Source organism: Rhizobium sp. R693, assembly GCF_002211315.1.
Classification (GTDB): Bacteria; Pseudomonadota; Alphaproteobacteria; order Rhizobiales; family Rhizobiaceae; genus Rhizobium.
In genome coordinates, this window is sequence record NZ_LOKY01000048.1 from 246,483 (window position 1) to 267,922 (window position 21,440).

Annotated in this window: 20 protein-coding genes; 12 read left to right on the forward strand and 8 right to left on the reverse strand. The window is 57.6% G+C overall.

Features of this window, described 5'->3' with window-relative positions:
* Positions 1-15: 15 nt before the first annotated feature.
* Positions 16-1,455, reverse strand: a complete 1,440-nt coding sequence (locus tag ATY79_RS28850; RefSeq protein ID WP_088705642.1) for a lipopolysaccharide biosynthesis protein — start codon at positions 1,453-1,455, stop codon at positions 16-18.
* Between the two features lie 112 nt (positions 1,456-1,567).
* Positions 1,568-3,532, reverse strand: a complete 1,965-nt coding sequence (locus ATY79_RS28855) for a hydrolase (RefSeq protein WP_088705643.1) — start codon at positions 3,530-3,532, stop codon at positions 1,568-1,570.
* Positions 3,533-3,814: 282 nt separating this feature from the next.
* On the opposite strand from ATY79_RS28855, the gene ATY79_RS28860 reads away from it, so the two are divergent.
* The 4 genes from ATY79_RS28860 to ATY79_RS28875 all read left to right on the forward strand — a co-directional run bounded on the left by ATY79_RS28860 (position 3,815) and on the right by ATY79_RS28875 (position 8,591).
* On the forward strand, positions 3,815-5,143 hold the full coding sequence (locus ATY79_RS28860) for an NAD(P)-binding protein (RefSeq protein ID WP_088705644.1): 1,329 nt from the start codon (positions 3,815-3,817) through the stop codon (positions 5,141-5,143).
* A gap of 71 nt (positions 5,144-5,214) precedes the next feature.
* On the forward strand, positions 5,215-6,348 hold the full coding sequence (locus ATY79_RS28865) for a glycosyltransferase family 4 protein (protein ID WP_088705645.1): 1,134 nt from the start codon (positions 5,215-5,217) through the stop codon (positions 6,346-6,348).
* Positions 6,349-6,454: 106 nt separating this feature from the next.
* Positions 6,455-7,450, forward strand: a complete 996-nt coding sequence (locus tag ATY79_RS28870; RefSeq protein ID WP_189638091.1) for a glycosyltransferase — start codon at positions 6,455-6,457, stop codon at positions 7,448-7,450.
* 61 nt (positions 7,451-7,511) lie between these two features.
* The gene (locus tag ATY79_RS28875; protein WP_088705699.1) at positions 7,512-8,591 is read left to right on the forward strand and encodes an acyltransferase; all 1,080 of its coding nucleotides are present in this window, start codon (positions 7,512-7,514) and stop codon (positions 8,589-8,591) included.
* Here the strand turns inward: ATY79_RS28875 and ATY79_RS31795 are convergent.
* From ATY79_RS31795 to ATY79_RS28885, 3 genes are all read right to left on the reverse strand, one after another.
* A complete protein-coding gene (locus tag ATY79_RS31795; protein WP_245312473.1) occupies positions 8,510-8,986 on the reverse strand; it encodes a Fic family protein in 477 nt (158 codons plus the stop codon). The genes ATY79_RS28875 and ATY79_RS31795 overlap by 82 nt on opposite strands.
* Positions 8,880-9,248, reverse strand: coding sequence for a hypothetical protein (locus ATY79_RS31800; RefSeq protein WP_245312474.1), 369 nt, complete (start codon positions 9,246-9,248; stop codon positions 8,880-8,882). Before ATY79_RS31800 ends, ATY79_RS31795 begins: the two co-directional genes overlap by 107 nt.
* 270 nt (positions 9,249-9,518) lie before the next feature.
* Entirely contained in the window at positions 9,519-9,788 is a 270-nt protein-coding gene (locus ATY79_RS28885) for a hypothetical protein (protein ID WP_088705647.1), read from the reverse strand.
* Between the two features lie 313 nt (positions 9,789-10,101).
* Between ATY79_RS28885 and ATY79_RS28890 the strand changes: the two genes are divergently transcribed.
* On the forward strand, positions 10,102-10,251 hold the full coding sequence (locus tag ATY79_RS28890) for a twin-arginine translocase TatA/TatE family subunit (protein WP_088693654.1): 150 nt from the start codon (positions 10,102-10,104) through the stop codon (positions 10,249-10,251).
* 17 nt (positions 10,252-10,268) lie between these two features.
* Here the strand turns inward: ATY79_RS28890 and ATY79_RS28895 are convergent, their stop codons facing one another.
* Positions 10,269-11,108, reverse strand: a complete 840-nt coding sequence (locus ATY79_RS28895; protein ID WP_189638093.1) for a ferritin family protein — start codon at positions 11,106-11,108, stop codon at positions 10,269-10,271.
* 144 nt (positions 11,109-11,252) lie between these two features.
* On the opposite strand from ATY79_RS28895, the gene ATY79_RS28900 reads away from it, so the two are divergent.
* Genes ATY79_RS28900 through ATY79_RS28930 form a run of 7 tightly spaced genes read left to right on the forward strand, consistent with a single transcriptional unit; the run spans position 11,253 to position 20,122 of the window.
* A complete protein-coding gene (locus ATY79_RS28900; RefSeq protein ID WP_088705649.1) occupies positions 11,253-13,529 on the forward strand; it encodes a NosR/NirI family protein in 2,277 nt (758 codons plus the stop codon).
* A 23-nt stretch (positions 13,530-13,552) separates the two neighbouring features.
* Positions 13,553-15,463, forward strand: a complete 1,911-nt coding sequence (gene nosZ / locus ATY79_RS28905) for a TAT-dependent nitrous-oxide reductase (RefSeq protein WP_088705650.1) — start codon at positions 13,553-13,555, stop codon at positions 15,461-15,463.
* Positions 15,463-16,836 carry a nitrous oxide reductase family maturation protein NosD gene (locus ATY79_RS28910; protein WP_088705700.1) on the forward strand — a complete coding sequence of 458 codons (1,374 nt, stop codon included), beginning with the start codon at positions 15,463-15,465 and terminating at the stop codon, positions 16,834-16,836. Before nosZ ends, ATY79_RS28910 begins: the two co-directional genes overlap by 1 nt.
* The gene (locus ATY79_RS28915) at positions 16,833-17,750 is read left to right on the forward strand and encodes an ABC transporter ATP-binding protein (protein ID WP_088705651.1); all 918 of its coding nucleotides are present in this window, start codon (positions 16,833-16,835) and stop codon (positions 17,748-17,750) included. Before ATY79_RS28910 ends, ATY79_RS28915 begins: the two co-directional genes overlap by 4 nt.
* On the forward strand, positions 17,747-18,574 hold the full coding sequence (locus ATY79_RS28920) for an ABC transporter permease subunit (RefSeq protein ID WP_088705652.1): 828 nt from the start codon (positions 17,747-17,749) through the stop codon (positions 18,572-18,574). The genes ATY79_RS28915 and ATY79_RS28920 overlap by 4 nt, the downstream gene beginning before the upstream one ends.
* On the forward strand, positions 18,571-19,107 hold the full coding sequence (locus tag ATY79_RS28925) for a nitrous oxide reductase accessory protein NosL (protein ID WP_245312469.1): 537 nt from the start codon (positions 18,571-18,573) through the stop codon (positions 19,105-19,107). The genes ATY79_RS28920 and ATY79_RS28925 overlap by 4 nt, the downstream gene beginning before the upstream one ends.
* Positions 19,100-20,122 (forward strand): FAD:protein FMN transferase, encoded by a 1,023-nt coding sequence (locus ATY79_RS28930; protein ID WP_088705653.1) that lies wholly within the window; start codon positions 19,100-19,102, stop codon positions 20,120-20,122. The genes ATY79_RS28925 and ATY79_RS28930 overlap by 8 nt, the downstream gene beginning before the upstream one ends.
* Before the next feature lie 105 nt (positions 20,123-20,227).
* On the opposite strand, the gene ATY79_RS28935 is transcribed toward ATY79_RS28930, so the two are convergent.
* Positions 20,228-20,656, reverse strand: a complete 429-nt coding sequence (locus ATY79_RS28935) for a tetratricopeptide repeat protein (RefSeq protein ID WP_088705654.1) — start codon at positions 20,654-20,656, stop codon at positions 20,228-20,230.
* 218 nt (positions 20,657-20,874) lie between these two features.
* Positions 20,875-21,414: a Pycsar system effector family protein gene (locus ATY79_RS28940; protein WP_088705655.1), complete on the reverse strand. Its 540-nt coding sequence runs from the start codon at positions 21,412-21,414 to the stop codon at positions 20,875-20,877.
* Between the last annotated feature and the right edge of the window lie 26 nt (positions 21,415-21,440).

Here is a 21,440-nt window from a genome sequence, read left to right on the forward strand (position 1 = left end):
GGTGACCATCACCGCTCAGGCGCGATCGACGAGCTCCAGTCGTCCTCGCCCCGCAATCAACCGGATGCCGAGCATCAGCAGCGTGACGCCGTATGCTATAGCTCCGGTGGCTGCGACAAGTGCAAGTTCGAGAACATCGTTCAGCTGGTGACCGGCCAGGCCCTTGCGCAGGAACCAGACCGATATCGCCATGACGCTCGCGGCAAATCCAACCTTCCAGAGGTTATGGAGTTGTTCGCCAAACCCGAGACCAAGAAGCTTTCGAACCTCGTTGAGGTAAAAGGCAAACATCAGGAACGACAGGGCAACGCGGGCAAAACTGACCCCCATCACTGACCCCAAATAAAAGCCCGCAGAAAGCAGGACCAGACGCAAGAGTAGATCAGTTGCGTTCAGGCGGAAGACAATATTGGGTCGGTCAAGCGCAAGGCTGACAGAATAAAGTGTCTGGAAATAAGGGATCGGAGCAACCGAAAGCGCAAGCACGCTGAGAAGTGGAGCGGCCTCCTTCCATTTCTGTCCGAGCAGAAGGTCGGTGGCAAGGTCCGACGTCAGCGAAATGCCGATACAAGCCGGTACCGATATCACCATCGCAAAGCGCGCCGCCTTTAAAAATGCATGTCTTACGCGCGCCCGGTCGGACCTGATTTGCGAAAACGCGGCCATGACCGGCTGCAGAGCCGGCCCGATGATGCTTTGCGTGGGGATGACCGCGACATCGTTGGCGACCGCATAGCGCCCAAGCGTCGGGCTGTCGGCAAGCGTACCAACGAGGAAGCGGTCGAACTGCCAGTTGAGCGCCGAGACAAGCTGGGCTGAGCTGAACCAGCCGATGAAGCTCGCAAAGTCTGGCAGCCGCGAAAGCGACAGTCCCGGACGATAGGGAGCAAGAACATAGGAGGCGAGGCTGGATGCGATCGACGCTATGACCGAGTTCACCGCGATTGCCCAGTAGCCGCCTCCTGACAGGACGACGACGGTTGCCGCGAAGCTGGCACACAGCTTCGCGGATAGCTCCAGTATGAAGGTCTGCCGGAAGCCGAGCTCCCGGGCAAATTTTACCATTGCTGGGCTCACAAAACCTCTGGCGACCGGGCCGATGGCCAATACCGCGACCAATGGCAGCAGCTGCGCCTCATGATTAAAGCGTGAGAAGGGATAGGCGGCCAAAAGCACGATGACGGCAATGAAACTGCTTCGGATGATGCCGAGCGTAAAGCCGGTGTCGAGGTGGCTCTTGTCAACGGCAGGCAATCGCACGAGGGCCTGCGTCACGGGGACCTCAAGCACCGTGTCGACCACAAGGACAAGCGAGGTTGCAAGTGCGGCCAGGCCGAAGTCGGACGGCGAGAGAATCCTGGCCAGAACAAGCAACGTGAAAAAGTCGATAAAGCGCCCGACGAAGCGGGAAAAGACAAGCCAACCGGCTCCCTGGATCGCCTTAAACGCCAGCATTACATGCTCCAACTTGCCAAGGAGACGTCGGCAGCGTCGCAACCGAACTGTTGCACTGTCGGCGCTCTCCAAACTCTCTGCGCTCGTGCGAAGAACGTTGTGTCACGCGCATTCATCGCTGCAGGCTCGCGGTGACGCCGCGCACGATGTGTGCCAGCTCCAATGCAGGAAGAAGTGCGGACTTCAGACGCGGAAAATTTCTGGCGATCGCAGCTTCCCGCCACAGCTGCGATTTTATCGATTTCAATCTTAGGGCCAGGCCTGCCTGATCGGGCCGGTTCAAGACGTTGACGCTTTCGGACCGTCCAAAATCGACTGACCGGAACCCTACGCCGAGCGCAATCATATCTGAGGCAGTCGGATTGGTAATCGCCTGCTTCAGGCGTGACCAGGCAACCGCTGCATCACGCATCACCTGCGTGCCGTCGGCAACACCGTCAATATAGTCGAGAACACCTGCCAGGAGTGGGTTGCCGGCGGTCGTGTCGACCTTGCCGTAGCGGATTTCACCACAATTGCCTTCGACACAGCCGTCCTGTCGCAGCGTAAGTAGCCGCACGGAAGGAATAGTCGGCTCAAAGAGGCTCTCGATGACGTGCCAGTAGCGCAGGATGACGGTTTCGACCTTGAACGGATTATAGAGATTGTCCTCGACGACCAGGCCGGTTAGTCCCGGAAAGTGGTCCTCGCTCAATCCCTTGTAGTTGCAGCGGGCAAACTGGATCGTCTCGAAATGCCGTTCAGGCATTCCCGCGGCCAGAAGTCTCTGGGTGCTTCCGTAAAGTCCGGTGTCGCATAAAATGACGCGCCCGTCATTTCCGGCAATTGCCTCCAGATGCCGCCTGAAGAGCGCGTTCTGCTGCATAATATCAGCAAGCACGTTCTGGCCTGCATCGCTGCCAAGCAGCTCAAAGAAGCGTGTGGCGACAAAGCGTTTGTTCCAGGCTTGAGTGAGCGCATATGTCCTGCCGCCCAGGAAGGCGGCCACTTCGGCAAAGCTGTTTACCTCAAATTCGCGGCCGAGCTCGTCGAGAACTGCGGGACTGCGTGCCTCCAATGCCATACGGGCAGCAACCAGTCTGGAAATCAGGATGTTGTCCCGCGAAATCTCAAGCGGCAGCCCAAGACGGTCGAGCAAACGCTCGAATGCCTCGCGAATACCGATGCCGCCGCGCGCGCAAAACACCAGTGTTCCGCCCTGCGCTTCAGCCTGCCGGGCGTAGAGCCAGATATTCAGGCAAAATTGTGCAACGATTGGTCCGAAGACGGCGCGTCCGAAGGATGTCCGGTCGGTCAGGGCAGGAATATGCTCGCCGTTTGGACGCAACTGGCGTCGGATTGCTCTGATAGCCTCGGTGCGCGCTGCGTCGGCCCGCGTCCTATAGTGTCGAAGGCGACCCTTGGGGATGTGGATCGTCTGAATGCCCATCTTGTGGGGAACCGTGTGATCGGCAAGCTCGTCGTCACCGATATGCAGCATGCGTGATGCGGAGACCTTTTCTGCCTCAAGTACGGCTGAAAACAGGCGTCCAGAGCGTTTGGTAGCCCCAAGTTCGGCGCTGGAATAGATCTTATCGATCAGTCCTGGGCCATGAAAGTAATTCAAAAGCTCGCTCAGCCGGTCGCTTGAAAGCGCTGTATCGGAGACCGCGATGACGCGAATGCCTGTCTGACGCTGCTGGCGAAGTACCATGGCGAGCGCGCCATTTGCAAAAAGTGAAGCTTTCTCGAGCGCGATCTCGATGTCGATCCGCTTGCCAGTCAGCGCTTTCGGCAGGCCGAGCATTGCCAACTGCCGCTCGACGAGATCCGAAAGCCTCACCTCGCCTGGACCACCGCCAACGTTGAGCGCACGATAGGCAAGCCGCTGCGCAAGCAGGCGGGCCTCAAACAATTCCTCGGCACCAACGTCCAATCCCTGCTCCTTGAGAAGGCGCGCAAAGCGCCGCTCGCCTTCCATGACGCGCGATCGTTGCGATCGTGATTGTCGCAGCAATAGCGTGTCGAAAACATCGCACGAAATCAGCCCGACACTATCCAGTGGGCCCTGTAGAAGATCGAGGTTTTGCCGCAGCACTGAATACCCCTTCGCCGTCGATCCAACGCATCTTTCCTTCGAGAGCCGAGCAGGCCCCTGCGCGATATGCTGCACCGCAAGAGAGTGCGGGGAGCATGTAATAACATCAAATGTTCATTATCAAGTCGAAAGTGTCCGTATTGCTTGTGGCAATAAGTCTCTTTTTCGTGATGATCTTATCTGGCAAATTGTTTTACATATTTGTTGCTTTAGGTTGTCGACAATCGCAGTAATAGAGATTAATGTTGCGCCGCAGCACCAAGAGCCCCAGCGGAGCATAGTATGCATGACGCAAGCCCACAGGTCGTGCCCGTATCGAAGTTGCCGCATTTCGACGCCGTTGTTCTTGGCGCGGGTATTTCAGGACTTGTTGCTGCTTCTGTACTGGCAGAAAAAGGGGAGCGGACACTTGTCATTGACGACTACGGCCACGTCGGTGGCAATCACATGGACTGGACGTCACACGATGGCTACACGTTCGACGTCGGCAGTCTGATATTTCAGGATGACTCGCCGCTTCTGCGGCATTTCCCGGAGCTATTGGGCCATTACCTGCCGATCGCTCCGACCTGGGGACGTCTCAACCCTCAGGGGAAGATCACGGACTATCCCATCTCGGTGCGTGACGACATAATGGCGGCAGGGCCTGTCGGTCTGACGCGCATTGCCCTTTCTGTTCTTTATGCGAGGCTGTTTTGCAAAAGGATGGCCAATGCCCGGGACTTTGCGCGCTATTGGATCGGGGACTATCTATTGAAAAGGTCCGGCCTCGAGACCTACATGAAGCGCTTCTATGGGATCGCCCCCGAACAGATCGATCTCGATCTTGCCCGCAAAAGAATGGGGTGGATCTCCGAGCATGCTTCCATCGGAACCCTCCTCAGGAAGCTTCTGAGGTCGCGCACCGCAGCCGGCCCGGTCAACTGTCAGCTGGCACGACCCAAGGATGGCTTTGCCAGTCTCTACGACGTTGCTGTCGAACGCCTGACAAAGGCTGGCGTTTCGTTCCGGCTGTCGGCCGGGACGCAGAATATCCGGAAGATAGACAGCGGCTTCGAGATTACGTTTGATGGTGGCGTTGTATTTACCAGGCGAGTGATTTCGACCATTCCGATTCCGGCAGCCGAGCGCCTTTGTGGCATGGCATCGCAATCAGCGCTGGACACGATTACGCTGATTTCCCTCTACTTCAGCTTTGCCGGAGAGCGCGGCTTTTCGCAGTCGATCATTTATAATTTCTCCCATTACGGCGCCTGGAAGCGACTGACGGTCTACTCTGATTTTTACGGTCGCGTGAACGGGCGGGAGTATTTCGCGGTCGAAGTGATTGCCGGTGGTGATGTCAGGTCGGTCGATCAGGCAAAGGAGGACTTTCGTCGCCACACGCAGGCCAATGGTCTGTTTACCGGCGAGCTCACACTCGAAGGCAGCCAGGTGCTGGAAAGCGCCTACCCGATCTATAGCAAGGGCGCTGCCCAGCATGCTGCGCAGGCAATCGACGCGCTGAGGGCCTTCGGCATTGAATCGATGGGCCGTCAAGGCGGCTTCAATTACCAGCCGACTGCGCGCGTCTCGACAATCGAGGTGGAAGCGGCATTGGGAAGAAACTAGTCGCGTCCGGGGCAACGACAGCGCGGGCGGATGTCTACCGCGGTGCAAAGTGTAAAGACGAAAGGTCTACGATGCGTATCCTGCATGTCCTCAATCATACGCAACGCCTTAATGGACACGTTCATGCCGCCGTTGACCTTGCCTGCGCTCAATCAGCGCATGGCCACGATGTCTGTGTCGCAAGCGGAGGAGGGGACTTCGACAGTCTCTTGCAGAAGAAAGGCGTAAAAACTGTCCTCATCGATCACAAGCGCAGCTTTGCAAACCTCGCCAAGGCACTCGTTTTCTTGCGCGGTCATGTCCGTGATTTCGGCGCCGAGGTCGTTCATGCCCACATGATGACGAGCGCCGTCCTTGCCTTCCCGGTTTGCAGGCTTAGTGGCATTCCCCTGATCACGACGGTCCACAACGAGTTTGAAAAAAGCGCCACCCTGATGGGCCTTGGAACGCGGGTGATCGCGGTCAGCGACGTTGTCGGTGCCTCGATGCGCAAGCGAGGTGTCCCATCCTCGCGGCTTTGCGTTGTCTTAAACGGCACGATTGGCTCTGCTCGGGCGGACGGGCGAAGTGAAGAACCTGCCGCCCTTTGCTCGCCCAGTATCCTGTTTGTCGGCGGGCTGCATCCAAGAAAGGGATTGCCGGACCTCTTGCAGGCGTTCGAAATCGTCCATCGCTCCAATCCCGACGCGCGCCTCTATATCGTCGGCGACGGTCCGTTCAAGCAAGCTTATGTGGATATGGCCTTTCAACTTGCCTGCAAGTCGGCCATCACTTTCGTCGGCCCGACGGCAGATCCATATCCCTATATGCTCGGCGCAGATATCTTCGTTTTGCCATCGCACGCTGACCCGGCACCGCTGGTGCTGTCTGAGGCACGCGAGGCAGGCTGCGCCGTCATAGGGACAATGGTCGATGGTATCCCGCAACTGCTCGAACAGGGCGAGGCTGGCATGCTTGTACCCCCTGGCGATCCTCAGTCATTGGCGGGCACGCTAGCCGACCTTCTGGAAAAGCCCGATCAGATCGATGCGTGGAAGGCGCGCAGCCAGGTCAGGCTCGAGTATCTGACGATCGACCGGGTCGCGCGAGAAACCATGCAGGTCTATCTGACAGCCCTGTCAAAGAATGCGCCAGGCCCAGAAAACGCAGAGACCGAGCACTCACCGTCGCGCGCAGATGCGCTCACATCAAGTCATCGCAAATAGCCCACGCAAGACTTTGCCTCAATCATTGATGTTGTCTCAACGCCCGAAAACCGGGCCCGCCGAAAGCCTGCCAGACGATCTGGCTATTGAGTTTAAGAGGTCGGTTGTGAACCAGAGAATTTCAATCGTCTTGGCGACGTTCAACGGCGAGCGCTTTCTGGATCAGCAGCTGCAAAGTCTGCTTTCGCAAACGGTCAAGCCATTCGAAGTCATTGTTAGTGACGACAATTCAACGGACCATACCGATGGGTTGATTGTGTCGTTTGAGAAGAGGGCGCCGTTCCCCGTTAGACGATTAAAAAACAAGCCGAGCCTCGGCTTTCGCGAAAATTTCCTCAACGCGGCGTCGAAGGCCAGCGGAGACTGGATCGCGTTTTGTGACCAGGACGACATCTGGCGGCGCGACAAGCTGGAGGTTTGCCAGGGCTTCTTTACAGCGGAAGGCGTAACCCAGATCGTCCATCAGGCCAGGTTGATAGACAGTTCAGGAACGGCAATTGGCAGCTTCAATCAGGGAATAGAAAGAACCAGCGTCAGGCCGGCGCTGTTTTACGACGTCTGGCATACCTTCTTGGGATTTTCCATGATGGTGAGACGCGACGTTATGAACACACTGCCATTTAGCGAGCGATTTGTTGATTACATCGAGCCAAAACATCTGATTGCCCACGACCGCTGGGGGTTCTTCCTGGCGCAGACGCTTGGCAAGACAGTGGAGATCGCCGAACCCCTTGTTTGCTACCGGCAGCACGCGTCAAACCTGTTTGGCAAAAGTGGACGCGGGTCAACACAAGCTGCCGATATCCGGCGAAAGAACCTTGGCTACATCGAAGCCACTCGTGGGATGCTCGGTTGCATCGCGAAATTGCCGCGTATGACGGAGGCTCAGTTTCCCGGTTTTCGGCGCGAAGTTGCACTTGGCGTCTACGCTTCTGCCCTGAGCCAGGTCGAGGCCCGCGCAAACATCTATGAGCTTGACCGCCATTTGGCATTTGCCGAGCTCGTGCGTCTCATTTTGGCGGGGGCCTACAGAAGCGCACAGAACGGGCGTTTGCGCTGGCGGTCGGTCGCCAGGGATCTGGCCTATTGCTTTGGAGCGTAAGGATTGTCGTTTCAGAGGCGGTCAGTGACAAAAGTGGGGCGCGAATGAGCGGGGCATGCCCATGGTGAGCAATCAGAGGTCTACGACGCATCATCCTGCGCTCGACGGAATTAGGGGCGTGGCTGCCATCTCGGTGTTGCTTTTTCACCTTGAACGATGGCTCGATGTTCCCGGACTTGCAGCCAACGGAAACCTGTCCGTCGACATGTTTTTCACCCTGAGCGGCTTCGTATTGGCGTTGGCCTATTCCCAAAGAGCCGACGCCATGAACCTGTGGGCGTTTCTCTTGATGCGTGCGGTCAGGCTTATGCCGCTGATCGTTCTGGCCACCGTGATCGGCTTTTCCTATCTCCTGTTGAAGGCTTCCTGGCAGGCCAGCGACATCGTGTATCCGACACTTCTCATTGCACTCTTCACCGGCGCCTTGAACATCCCCTTCTTTTGGGCACCGTCCAATATCGGTGGGCCACAGTTGTTTCCGCTCAATGGTCCGCAGTTCTCGTTGTTTCTGGAGGTCGTGGCGAACGCCGTCTGGTGGACTGTCCGGTTCGGCCCGCAAATTTCGATCGCCGCAGCGACTTTCATTGTTTCCGCGACATGCGTGTTCATCTTTGGCATCGGTGGCGATACGACTGATACCTTCTGGCTCGGCCTTGCACATGTGGGCTCGTCGTTTTCGATCGGCGTGCTGCTTTTCCACCTCGATCGGATGGTCTTGTTGAGAAAGCCCCAAATTTTCAGTGTGCTCTTCTGGTGCCTGACAGGGCTGATGGTGTTGCTGTTTTACATTCCGTTCGAGGCAACGTTTCCTTTAAAGCTTGTTTGGAAGTTCGCGCTCGCGCCTGCCCTTGTCTGGACTGGCTCAGGCGTGAAGATGAGCGCCGTGCAGGCGAGCCTGACCAAATACCTGGGCGATCTGTCTTACCCGATCTATGCCTTGCACTATCCCATTTTCTGCTGGGTCAATGGTATTCTTCAAGCGTTGACCGGTACAAAGAACGCTCTCGTCGAGGTTCCTCTGGTGGTGCTGACGGTGATCGCAGGCAGTCATATTGCGCTTCAGTTCTTCGATAAGCCGGTTCGCCGGTCTCTCTCTCGGCACATCGGTGCAAAACGAACGATTGTTCGTGCTGTGGTATGAGCTTGGCGTGAAGTATCAGCCCCCGGCTCCGACATATTGCTGAGAGGCATGATATTTTCGTGTTGGCTCGCTTCTTCCAGGGCATTCATGTACTCGTCGCTGCGCGCAACAGGAATGACCGTCCACGGCACTCCGGCCTCGGCCAGAAGCGCGTTTATGATGAAGCGGGCAGTGCGTCCGTTTCCATCGGGTAACGGATGGATGTACGTGAAAAGAAACGGGGCGACGATCGCCTTAATGCGCGCGTCGGGCTCGTCCGAAACGCATTGGAATAGTGCGTCCATGGCGTCAGCGATTGCATGTGGCGGCAAAGGGACATGCGACGAGCCCCGCAGGTGGACATTGTGCGATCGGTAACCGGCCAGCTGGTGCGCCTTGATGATGCCCGCGGTCACCGAAGGGCTGAACATGGCCCGGAACCAGTCCTGGTGCCTTTCCTCGAGCAATTCGCCAGTTGGCGCCCCCTTCGAGGATCTTCCTAATGTCCTCCCGCACTTCTTCGAAGGCCAGTCTGTATCCCTTGGCTGCGAGCGCATTCCTGGCCTCATAGTCCTGGGCGTCCTCGTCCGGCTGCCACTGACCATCCTGCACCCTTCGGATCAGCTCTTCCGAAACCTCATGGCCCTCGATCGAAAGCGAGTTCAGGGCGTCTGCCACGTAACGCTGATCGATGTCCGCGTCCCTTGTTCGCCCCAGATGACGCAACGAGACCGCCGACGTGGCTTCGACCCTCGTCCAGTAGGTATTGCAGCAGCGTACTCGTTCCGCGGATCGAGCCTATCACGGCGATGACATCGGTCGCCGATGTTTTCCAGGGGCTGGAGGTACACTATTATTATGCTTTTGAATCTCACTAATTTTATGCCTTGGACTCATTCCCCTGGACTGCCGAACCTTCTCACGCAGAGCGCGATGTACTCAACGCCATTACTGCCCACCAATACGAGATAGTTCGATCCTGATACCCGCGCCTTGCACCTCGGATTGGGTAGAGATGACAGGTTCGACAGGCTGATCGGATACTGCCGATGCGTCGTTCTTAACATTCCCGCTGGTCTGCTCAATCAGCATGCCACCTGGATCCTGTGCCTGAAACACACTTTCACCCTCGAACTCGTCCGTCTTCCAGGCATAGATGGCGTCATCGAAAATTTGCGGGAACACGTCCTCATTCGTCGGGTTGCCATACCGGCGCACTCCTTGATCAAAACAGCGTCACCAACATGAGCAGCATCCCCAGCGCAACAGCTCGGGGAACGTCCAGATCGCCGAAGGCCAAGGCCTCATGCGTTGCTCGAACGACCTCGAATAGCTTTCGGTATCCGACGTTTGCTGCGAAGGACAGCCACGACTGAAAAACCGAGCCTCGCAATCGCAGCGTCGCCGTTTGACGAACCGCGGCATGCTTGCGTTATGTCAATGAGGTCAAAGGCGATCTTGTTATTGTCGCGACACTTTCGATCCGCCGCCGAAAGTAATCGGTTCAGCACGTGGTGGCAGGAGTTTTCTTATGGGTTCGTTTAGCGCGTGGCACTGGCTGATTGTGCTCGTAATCGTATTGCTCCTGTTCGGAAAAGGGAAAATCCCCGAGCTGATGGGAGATCTGGCACAGGGAATTAAACAGTTCAAAAAGGGCGTTGAAGACGAACGCGAAGGATGACAGACGATGAAAGCCGGCTAGGATCGCCAGCCGGCCGGCCTCCTTCGCAAAGCCGCCAGGGTTTCCACAAGCTGTCCCGCCAGCTGCTGTGCTAGATCGCGGGTCCGGTCATCCTTTGAAAGCTCAGCTTGTCCAAGATGATGGTCGAGCAAAAGTTCGGCCAATGCTGTTACCTGAAGGTCCGGCTCAGTCGGCGAACGCTCGATCTCCACCGATTGATCTTGCGTCACTGCCCTTCGTTCAAACGCTTGCTGCGCGAACGCCAGGAACTGATTTGAATGGGTGGGTTGGTTCTTCGCCAGCGCTTTCAGGTGGACTTCCAGCCGGCGCTCGAGCTCGCTGATTGCAACGGTCTGCAGGACATATGACTTCCTTCGCATATGGAAGGCCGCCCGCCGCTCGCGACGGAGCGTCGATACGTGCCCCAGTTCCTCGCGCGCCATGCGCTCGGCCGCCTTGGCAATCTCTGACGTTGGCGCATGCGCGGATATATAAGTCCAGAAGAGGAAGGCGCGCTCTTCGTTCCTGACTGCAACCGAAAAGGCCCTGTATGCGGACAGGAGGTCGGGATCGGTCAGGTTCATTCCCTCGTCGTCGAACAGTTCGTCCGATTGGCTGGCGGTGGTGTTCCTCAGCACGCCGACTTCCGTCGACCATTCTTCCACGGAAGCGAGATGTTCGCGTTCCTCGGCGGCCAGTCTTTCGAAGACCGCAACGAGTTCGGGCTTGCCCGCCTGACGCATATGTTCGCGTAAGGCTTCATATCCTGCAACCGCCCCCATTTCCATGTCTCTGGCCGTTGCCAGCAATTCCGGCAACGAATTGATGGCACTTGGCTCCTTCGTCAGTCTCGTCATCGTGCTACCCGGCTCCTTTTGTGTTGCTGTAACCGGAATACCAGAAAGAAGATTTTTGAGTTTGACGCTCGTCAAAGAGCGCATCGCGGTCAACGCCTAGTGTCGCCCCACGTACTTCGCAAAACGGGTGGACGCGCGCAAAATATGACATCGAATTCGAGATCCTGGCTCCGAGCATGCCTGCGCGCGCTTGTCGTGGTGTCCGTCACCCTGTTGTCGGCGGCGGCCTGTAGCGCTGCCGACCAGCTTGCGACCTATCTCCAAAAAGTCCAACCGGGCGAACTTTTCCAGGGAGCCGAAAGCTTTGGCGCTCCGCAGGGCGAGCCGCCAATCGCACCAGTGATGAAAGCCGGCGAGGTTCTCGGATATGCTTATCTGAACTCCGACTTCACCGTGTCGACCGGCTACTCTGGTAAACCTATTCACATCGTGGTTGGGATATCGCGCGAAGGGGTTATCCGCGGCATCAAACTCGTCGACCATAAGGAGCCGATCGTTCTGATCGGCATTCCCCAGGCCCGCGTTGTCGCGGCATTGAATTCGATCATCGGAAAGGACCTCAGTCGTGTGGCTGCCGGTCTCGATCGTCCGCCACAAGTCGACATCGTCAGTGGCGCGACCGTGACCGTGCTGGTCATGGGCGACAGCGTGATCAGGTCGGCCGTCAAGCTTATCCGCTCGCATCGCCTTGACAGCCAAAACACGGTTCAAGCGCCTCAGATCGCCGAGGTGAAGCATGTCGACGAGGCGAAGGTGGGGATCGAGGACTGGCAGACGCTCTTGGGCGACGGGTCGATCCGGAGCCTGCGCCTTTCCGTCGGGGAGGTCTCGCAAGCGTTTCGTGCTGCCAAGCAGGATGCGGCCGCAAACAACCCGGAGGCGACACCAGAGACGGAGCGTTTCATTGATCTTTATGTCGCGCCCGCAAGTGTGCCCATCATTGGACGCAGCCTGCTCGGCGACACGCTCTATGAGCGTTTGCGCAAGCAGTTGAAACCTGATCAGTCCGCGGTGCTTGTCGCGGGCGACGGCGCCTATTCCTTCAAGGGCTCCGGATACGTAAGAGGCGGCATTTTCGATCGTATCGAGCTTCTGCAGGACGGCCAGGGCGTCAGGTTCCACGATCATGACCACACCCGCATTCCTTCGCTCGCGGCGGTCGGCGCACCCAAACTCAGAGAAATCGCGCTTTTCGTCGTGCCCAAGGATTTCACCTTCGATGTGACGGAGCCCTTTGAACTCCAGCTGCTTGTCCAACGCAGCATGGGCGCGCAGAAGGCGGTGTTGCCCTATAACCTCGGCTACACGCTTCCCGACACCTACATGAAGATCGATCGCGTCAGCCAGGCTCTTCCCGCAGCGGCTTCTCCTGCGCCCGTCGAGGCGTCTTCCGAAACGCCGGAAAGCAATGACGAACCTCAGCTTTGGGTAAAGATCTGGGATGGCAGCCGCATCAAGATCGCGATCACGGTGGCTGCAATCCTCACCTTAACCGCGATCTTCTTCTTCCAGGATTGGCTGGTGCGCCGGCCCAAGCTCTTCGGATACGTCCGCACGGGGTTTCTCGTGTTCACGCTCGTCTGGCTCGGCTGGTATGCAAATGCGCAGCTCTCCGTCGTGAACGTGCTGACCTTCGCCAACGCCGTCATTTCAGGTTTCAATTGGCAGTTCTTCCTGGCCGCGCCATTGATCTTCCTGCTTTGGGCTGCGGGTGCGGCGGCGCTCCTCTTCTGGGGCAGGGGACCTTTTTGCGGATGGCTTTGCCCTTTCGGCGCGCTGCAGGAACTCACCAACGGCCTGGCCAAGAAGCTTGGGGTCCCTCAGGTAAAGCTCCCATGGGGTCTCCACGAGCGCCTCTGGCCGGTGAAGTACATCATCTTCCTCGGTCTCTTCGGCCTCTCCTTCTACTCGATGGCGCTGGCGGAGACATTTTCAGAGGTTGAGCCCTTCAAGACAGCGATCATTCTCAAGTTCGCTCGTCAGTGGCCATTTGTGCTCTTTGCCCTGTCCTTGCTTGGTGCGGGTCTCTTCATCGAACGCTTCTACTGCAGATATCTGTGCCCCTTGGGAGCCGCATTGGCGATCCCGGGGCGGATCAGGATGTTCGAATGGCTGAAGCGGTGGCCCGAATGCGGCTCTCCTTGCCAGCGATGCGCCAAGGAGTGCCCGGTCCAGGCGATCCATCCCGAGGGGCAGATCAACGTCAACGAGTGCATCTACTGCATGCACTGCCAGGAACTTTATCAGGACGACCAGCGCTGTCCGCACATGATCCAGGTGCGTCTCAAGCGAGAGAAATTCATGGCGCTGTCAACGCCGGAATCACGAGGTGAAACGCCTGCGAAAAAGCCGAAGGTCGAAGTCACCTACAAGGGTGTTCCCATCAAGAAAGCAGAGGCTGCGCCGGACCAAACGGCGTGACATGTTCAAAAAAGGAGACGGAAATGACCACAGAAACGAAGAATCCGCTGTTTAATCGACGACAGTTGCTGGGAACCACGGCGTTTGCTGCGGCTGCGGGTGCCGCTGGTGTCGGCGGCGCCCTGACGCTGTCTGGTGCCATGGCGACGGCTGCTCATGCCGAAGGCCTGGATCACCTGGTCGAGCCAGGTGAACTGGATGAATACTACGTGTTCGTTTCCGGCGGCCAGTCGGGCGAGGTGCGCGTTGTCGGGCTTCCTTCGATGAGAGAACTCATGCGTATCCCGGTTTACAACCGCTGCAGCGCGACCGGCTGGGGATTGACCAATGAAAGCCGCAAGGTCCTGACCGAGGGCCTGCTTCCGCAGACCCGCGAATTCCTGGCGACGCGCGGTGGTGTTTACCAAAACGGTGATCTGCACCATCCGCATCCATCGTTTACGGACGGCACCTATGACGGCCGGTACCTGTTTGCAAACGACAAGGCGAATACCCGCGTCTGCCGAATCCGTCTCGACGTGATGAAGTGCGACAAGATCATCGAACTTCCCAACCAGCATACCGTTCACGGCCTTCGCGTCCAGAAGTACCCCAAGACGGGATATGTGTTCTGCAACGGCGAAGATCGCGTTCCTATACCGAATGACGGCAAGGTTCTGGACGATCCCAAGCAGTATCACGCTGTCTTCACTGCTGTTGACGGCGAAACGATGGAAGTCGCCTGGCAGATCATCGTTGATGGCAACCTCGACAACGTCGATGCAGACTATCAGGGCAAATATTGCTTTGCGACATGCTACAACTCCGAAGAAGGCGTCAACCTTCCGGAGATGATGGCCAAGGACCAGGACTGGGTGGTCGTCTTCAACCTCAAGAGAATCGAGGATGCGGTCGCGCGCGGAGACTTCAAGAAGATTGGCGGGGTGCCGGTGCTGGACGGCCGCCATGGCTCGGCCTACACCCGCTACATTCCGGTTTCGAACAGCCCGCACGGGATCAATACCGCGCCTGACGGTATTCATGTGGTCGCCAACGGCAAGCTCTCGCCGACCGTAACCGTCTTCGACGTTCGCAAGTTCGATGATCTTTTCGAAGACAAGATTAAGCCGCGGGAGACGGTTGTCGCAGAACCCCAGCTCGGTCTCGGCCCGCTTCACACGGCCTATGACGGTCGAGGCAACGCCTATACGACGTTGTTCATCGACAGCCAGGTGTGCAAGTGGAACATCGAGGACGCCATTCGTGCGTTCAAGGGTGAGAAGGTCGATCCGATCCGCCAGAAAATCGATGTCCAGTACCAGCCGGGCCACAATCACACGTCGATGGGGCAGACAAAGGACGCAGACGGAAAGTGGCTGATCTCGCTGAACAAGTTCTCGAAGGACCGCTATCTCAATGTCGGCCCTCTGAAGCCGGAAAACGATCAGCTGATCGACATATCCGGCGACAAGATGGTTCTTGTCCACGACAACCCGACCTTCGCCGAACCGCATGACGCGACCATCGTGCATTCCTCGAAGATCAACCCGGTCAATGTCTGGAACCGTGAGGACGTCTTCTTTGCCGACGCGGTCGCCCAGGCAAAGAAGGACAACATAGATCTTCTTTCGGACTCGCAGGTAATCCGGGATGGAAACAAGGTGCGCGTCTACATGACCTCGGCCGCGCCTGCGTTCGGTCTTGAGTCCTTCAACGTCAAGCAGGGGGACGAGGTGACGGTCTACATCACCAACATCGACGACGTTGAGGACCTGACGCACGGCTTCTCGATCGTCAATTACGGCATACAGATGGAGGTTGCTCCGCAAGCCACCGCATCGGTCACCTTCACGGCCGACAAGCCAGGTGTCTACTGGTATTACTGCTCGTGGTTCTGCCATGCGATGCACATGGAGATGCAGGGGCGCATGCTGGTCGAGCCAAAGGCCGCGTGATGGCGTTCCTTGCCAAGATAGCGCTATTCGGGATGGCGGTCGCAACGACCGCCGTTCCGGCATATGTTTTTGCGGCCGAGCGTCACGTGACGCCGGATAGCGACCTGTCCCTGCAACGCGTTATCGACGAGGCTTTTGCTGGAGACAGGATAGAATTGGCTCCCGGCACCTATCGCGGTCGCCTGGTCATCGACAAGCCGATCGTCCTGGAGGGGCAACGAGGGGCAATCATCCTCGGCGATGGCAAGGGGAGTGTCGTTACGGTGTCCGCGCCGGATGCCACGGTACGCGGATTGGAAATAAGGGGATCCGGTTTCGAGCTTTCAGGACTTGATTCCGGGATCTTCGTTAGCCAGTCGGCCACCGGCGCGGTGATCGAAGACAATATAATCACAGGCAACCTCAACGGCATCTATCTGCACGGTGCGGCTGGTTCCATTGCTCTGCGTAATCGCATCAAAGGTATTGCTGGCGGACGCATGAGCGAGGCCGGCAACGGTGTTTCGCTGTGGAACGCTCCCGGCGCAAAGATCATCGAAAACGACATCAGCTTCGGAAAAGATGGCATCTCGACGAATGCCAGCAAACGGAACCTTTTCAAGGACAACCGTTTCCGCGATCTCAGGTTCGCGATCCACTACATGTATACGAACGACAGCGAGATCACCGGCAACATCTCCGAGGGAAACCTGGTCGGCTATGCGATCATGTTTTCAAGCCGGCTTACGATCACCGACAATGTTTCGGACGGTGACCGGGATCATGGATTGCTCCTAAACTTCGCGAACGGATCGACGATCTCGCGCAACAAGGTGATCGGCCGTCTTCAGGCGTCCGATCGATGGGTCATGGGGGGAGCGCGATCGGAAACCTCTGATATGCCGGGCATCGAAGCTGGTTCCCTCGGCGGTGAGGCAACGCGGCTCGGGCCTGAGAAATGCGTTTTCATCTACAATGCCAACCGCAACGTCCTTGAGGATAACCTTTTTGAAAATTGCGCCGTCGGGATTCACTTCACGGCCGGCTCGGAAGGCAACGAGATTGTCGGCAATGCCTTTATCGGCAATCGCGATCAGGTGAAATACGTCGGCTCGCGCTACCTTGACTGGTCGAAGAACGGTCGCGGAAACTACTGGAGCGACAACCCCTCGTTCGACCTTAATGGCGACGGCATAGGAGACAGCCCCTACCGTCCCAACGACATCGTAGACACGGTTCTTTGGACCGCTCCGCAGGCGAAGATTTTGACGACAAGTCCTGCCGTACAGATCATTCGCTGGGCGCAGGCCCAGTTTCCCTCACTGTTGCCTGGCGGCGTCATCGACAGCAAGCCGCTGATGGCTCCTCCTTTTGGGAAGGACGCAACAAAATGACATCGACGATCTGTCTCAAGAACGTCTCGAAGCTCTATAAAGACGTGCATGCCATCGAGGACATCTCCTTTTCGCTGGGCGAAGGGGAACTGGTGGCTCTGGTCGGGCACAACGGGGCGGGAAAGACAACGCTCATCAAGGCGATCCTTGGTCTCATCCGACCGACCGGCGGAACCGTAAGGGTGCTGGGCGAGGACCCCGTTTTTGGCAATCTCAGCGTCCGCAAGGACGTCGGATACCTGCCGGAAAGCGTCTCGTTTCATCTGGCGCTGACAGGAAGGGAGATCCTTTCCTTCTATGCCAGGCTGAAGCGCGTTCCAATGAACGATTGGCAGGACCTGTTCGATCTTGTCGGGCTTGCCAAATCCGCTGCAGACAGGCCCGTTAGAACCTATTCAAAGGGCATGCGCCAACGATTGGGATTGGCACAAGCGCTGCTGGGAGAGCCCCGGCTTCTGCTTTTGGACGAGCCGACGAGCGGGCTCGATCCGGCTCTCAGGCGAAGCTTTTACGACCTGATCCTTCAGTTCAAGCGCAAGGGAACAACGGTCCTGCTTTCCTCACATGCTCTCAGCGAATTGGAGGAAAGGGCCGAACGCGTGATTATCGTCAACCGCGGACGCAAGATCGCCGACGGTAGCCTGGACGAGCTTCGACGGATTGCCTGCCTTCCAACGCACATCCGCTTCAAACCAAGCGCCAACGCCGCCGTCGAGACGTGGTCACGCGGCTCGGTCAAATGGCTGCAACGAACAGACCAGTTTCTGGAGGCCGATATCGATCACAGGGAAAAGATAGCGGTGATCTCTGCGGTAACGTCTGATCCGGACGCACTGACCAGCATGACGATCATCGAGCCGACGCTCGACGACGTGTACGCGCATTTCCTTCAAGGACAGGGAAGAAAGCCGTGAAAAACATACTGATCATCGCGCGCAAGGAGATACAGGAGGGCCTCAGAAACCGCTGGGTGGTTGCGGTCACGCTGTTGCTTGCCTCGCTCGCATTGACACTCTCCTTTCTCGGAAGCGCTCCGACAGGAAATGTCGGGGCCGGCCGGCTCGACATTGTCATCGTCAGTCTCTCAAGTCTCACGATCTTCCTGGTTCCGCTGATTGCGCTGCTTCTTGCACACGACGCCATCGTCGGCGAAATGGAACGTGGCACCCTGCTTCTTCTTCTCAGCTATCCAGTCGGACGCAAACAGGTCGTTCTCGGGAAGTTCCTAGGCCACACGCTCATTCTCTCTGTCGCGACCTTCGTGGGATACGGAGCAGCCGGCGCAGCCTTGGTCGTTGCAGGTACTGCGGTTGATCCTGAAAGCTGGATCGCATTCGCCTCGATGATCGGATCTTCCATTTTGCTGGGTACGGTCTTTATCGCGATCGGCTATCTGGTCAGCGCGTCCGTCACGCAGCGCAGCACGGCTGGTGGCATGGCCTTGGGTATCTGGCTGTTTTTCGTGATCATCTATGACATGGGCCTGCTTGGCGCCCTTGTCTCGACAAAGGGGGAGGGCTTTTCACCGGGACTGCTGAGCGCTCTTCTGATCGGCAATCCCACGGACGCCTACCGACTTCTCAATCTCGGATCACAGACGGCCGGATCGGTATCGGCAATCGCGGGCGTCGCCGCCAATTCGATGCTCACGCCGGGGCTTTTGGTAACCTCGCTCATGCTGTGGGTTGTCATTCCCCTTTTGCTCGCAATGCTTCGTTTCTCCTGGAGGGAACTGTGACCCGTCTCATCGCCATATCATTCACGCTCGCGGCACTTTTCCTCACAGGTTGCGAAAAGGCCGAGACGACGATCCCAAAGCCCGTCGAACTGACATCGGAGGCCGTCGACCACTTTTGCGGGATGAACGTCCTGGAACATCCTGGCCCCAAGGGCCAGATCATTCTGAAGAGCGGGGGGGAGCCGGTCTGGTTCAGTTCGTCCCGCGATGCCGTGGCTTTCACAAAGCTTCCGGAGGAACCGAAAGATATCGCGGCCTTCTACGTCTCGGATATGAGCCACGCCGACAGCTGGGAGGCGCCCGGACCTTTGAACTGGATCGATGCCAAGACGGCGTTCTACGTGGTCGGCAGCCAGGTGCATGGCGGCATGGGTGCGCCGGAGACCGTCCCGTTCTCGCTCCGTGCCGATGCCGACGCCTTTGCTCAGAAGAACGGTGGCAAAGTGCTCACTTTCGAGGAAATCGCTGATCACGACGTGCTGCAATCGACATCCGAGCCGTCTCAGAATGCAAAGGTTGGGAGCAATGGATAAGGTGGTCACACGCCGGCGTGCGATCGGCATTTTTGCAGCTGTGGGCGGCTTGCCTTTACTTTTATCTGGCACGGCGGCAAGGGCGGCTACGTCAGCATTCGTCTGGAGCGGTCAGGCGCTTGGGGCTCCCGCCAAGCTGATCTTGAACGATCATGATGCGAAAAGGGCCAAGCGGCTGATCGAAGCCATCGTGGCCGAAGTGGCCCGGCTGGAAAGGATCTTCAGCCTGTACAGGGACGATTCGAGCCTTGTCGAACTGAACCGCGTTGGCGGCCTTGCTGCGCCACCGCCGGAGCTTGTGGCCCTCGTCGAAAAATGCTTGACGTTCTTTGAAGCGACCGGCGGTCTGTTTGATCCGACTGTTCAGCCCGTCTGGAAGCTCTATCGCGATCATTTTGCGTCGCCTGGCGTCGGCGAGGATCGTCCGGATAAAGGCGTCTTGAACGCACATCTTCGTCGCGTCGGTTTCGATGCGTTAAGATTTGGCTCGGGCCGGATCGCGTTTTCCCGTCCGCAAATGGCCATGACGCTGAACGGCGTGGCCCAAGGGTTCATCACGGACCGGGTGGTCGATATGCTTCGTGACGCCGGTATCACCAGCAGCCTCGTCGACATGGGTGAAACGCGTGCGATCGGAGCTCAGTCTGATGGAGACCCGTGGCGTGTGGGTCTTGCGGCATACGAAGACAGTTTGGATCCGGATACGGTTCTTCCGATCGTCAATCGGGCGGTCGCAACCTCGAGCCAAACGGGCTTCTCATTCGACGAAGCGGGACGGTTCGGACATATTCTCCATCCAAGGACGGGTGTGGTGCCGAGGCTATATCGGCGGGTAAGCGTCATTGCTTCAGACGCAGCCAGCGCAGACGCACTGTCTACTGCCTTCAATCTGATGGAGGCAAACGCCATACGCGATACGCTCGATAAATTCCCGGGCATGTCCGTGGATCTTGTTGACGTCAGCGGGATTGGTCAGAGGCTGGGGCCAACCCTGTCGTTGGAGAAGCCCGCATAATAATGATGGCTGACGCTGCGTTGCCAGCTTGTGACCCACACCGCAGACCATGACCCAAATCAGCGATGATCCCGAGATCAGTCTGCCGTTGCGCCGCGCCGATATCTACTCGACGAGGGAAGGTGCACGCCCGGCTAGCGGCGCGTACACGCAATCGCTGCGAGCAAAGGCGATCGCTTCTTGTAGATAATGTTGCTCCGCGCTCGTTTTATCGCCCGAGCGACGTTCAACGTCACCGCGCAATCGCAGGAGCTCAGCCGTGAAGTAGTTTTCGCCTGTGTGTTTAACGAGCTTGAGTGCTTCATCCAGAGTGTCTGCTGCCTGCTTCAGGTCTCCCATTTGCATGTAACCTTCCCCCATAAGGCCGAGGTAGCAGGACTTATCGATCTCATGTTCACCCAGGTTCGCGCAGGTTGCCTGCATTTTTTTGAGACCGAGCGGATTGCCGTCTCCTCGTGCCATGATCCAGCCCTGGAAGAAAGAGACGGCGTTCCTCCACATGCGAAAGCCGTTCGCTTTTGCGAGCTTGGACAATTCGTCAAGTTTGTGCCGTAGCGGCCAAACGTCGTCACGAAGGGCATAAAGAACGCAACAGTTGCCAAGGCAGGCGGCTAGCCGGTACGCGACCCGCCAAGGCGACTACCAGGCTATCGGCCGCAGCCAATGCGAATAGGCCGAGGGAATGGTGGCAACCAACGGCGGGTTCGCTTGCTTGTTTACCGGCTGGGATCAGTAGCGACCGTTTTCACCGACTACGTGCTCACCAGCAGAAGGATGTAGGCGATCACGGTGACCATCAATGCCCGGAATGCGAAGGTGACGCAGCGGTATTTTCCACGTGCTATGGTTGAGAGTATATCGGCATTCTCAATGTACTGTTCGAACAGATAGCCCTTATCGCGCTTCGTTGCCGCCTCGCGAAAGTGACCACGATGCTTGGGCCAAGATCCCCAGAAAAGAGACGTCGACGAGTTCACGTGACGCGGCAGCACGACGAGAATCGCCGAGAGGATGGAAACGATTGACGCCAATGCCAAGGCGCCGGAGAAAATTATACCCTGTGGCGTGCCTTGGGCATAGCGACCCCAGGTAAACACCTCACGTCCCTCGCTGGACGTTACCAAAAAGGCGAGCATAAAAGTGAAGATATAGGCGGCCTTCTGATCGGAGATCTTGATTTGGTCGTAGAAGATGTCATTGATCTTCTTGATATGGTCAAAATACTCAGAGCTCACGTCGTCGGTCGAAGGTGTGCTGACCAGATAATCTGAGGCATTCTCAAAATCGCTCACGCTGTCCCCCCGCGCCGAAGTGTTTC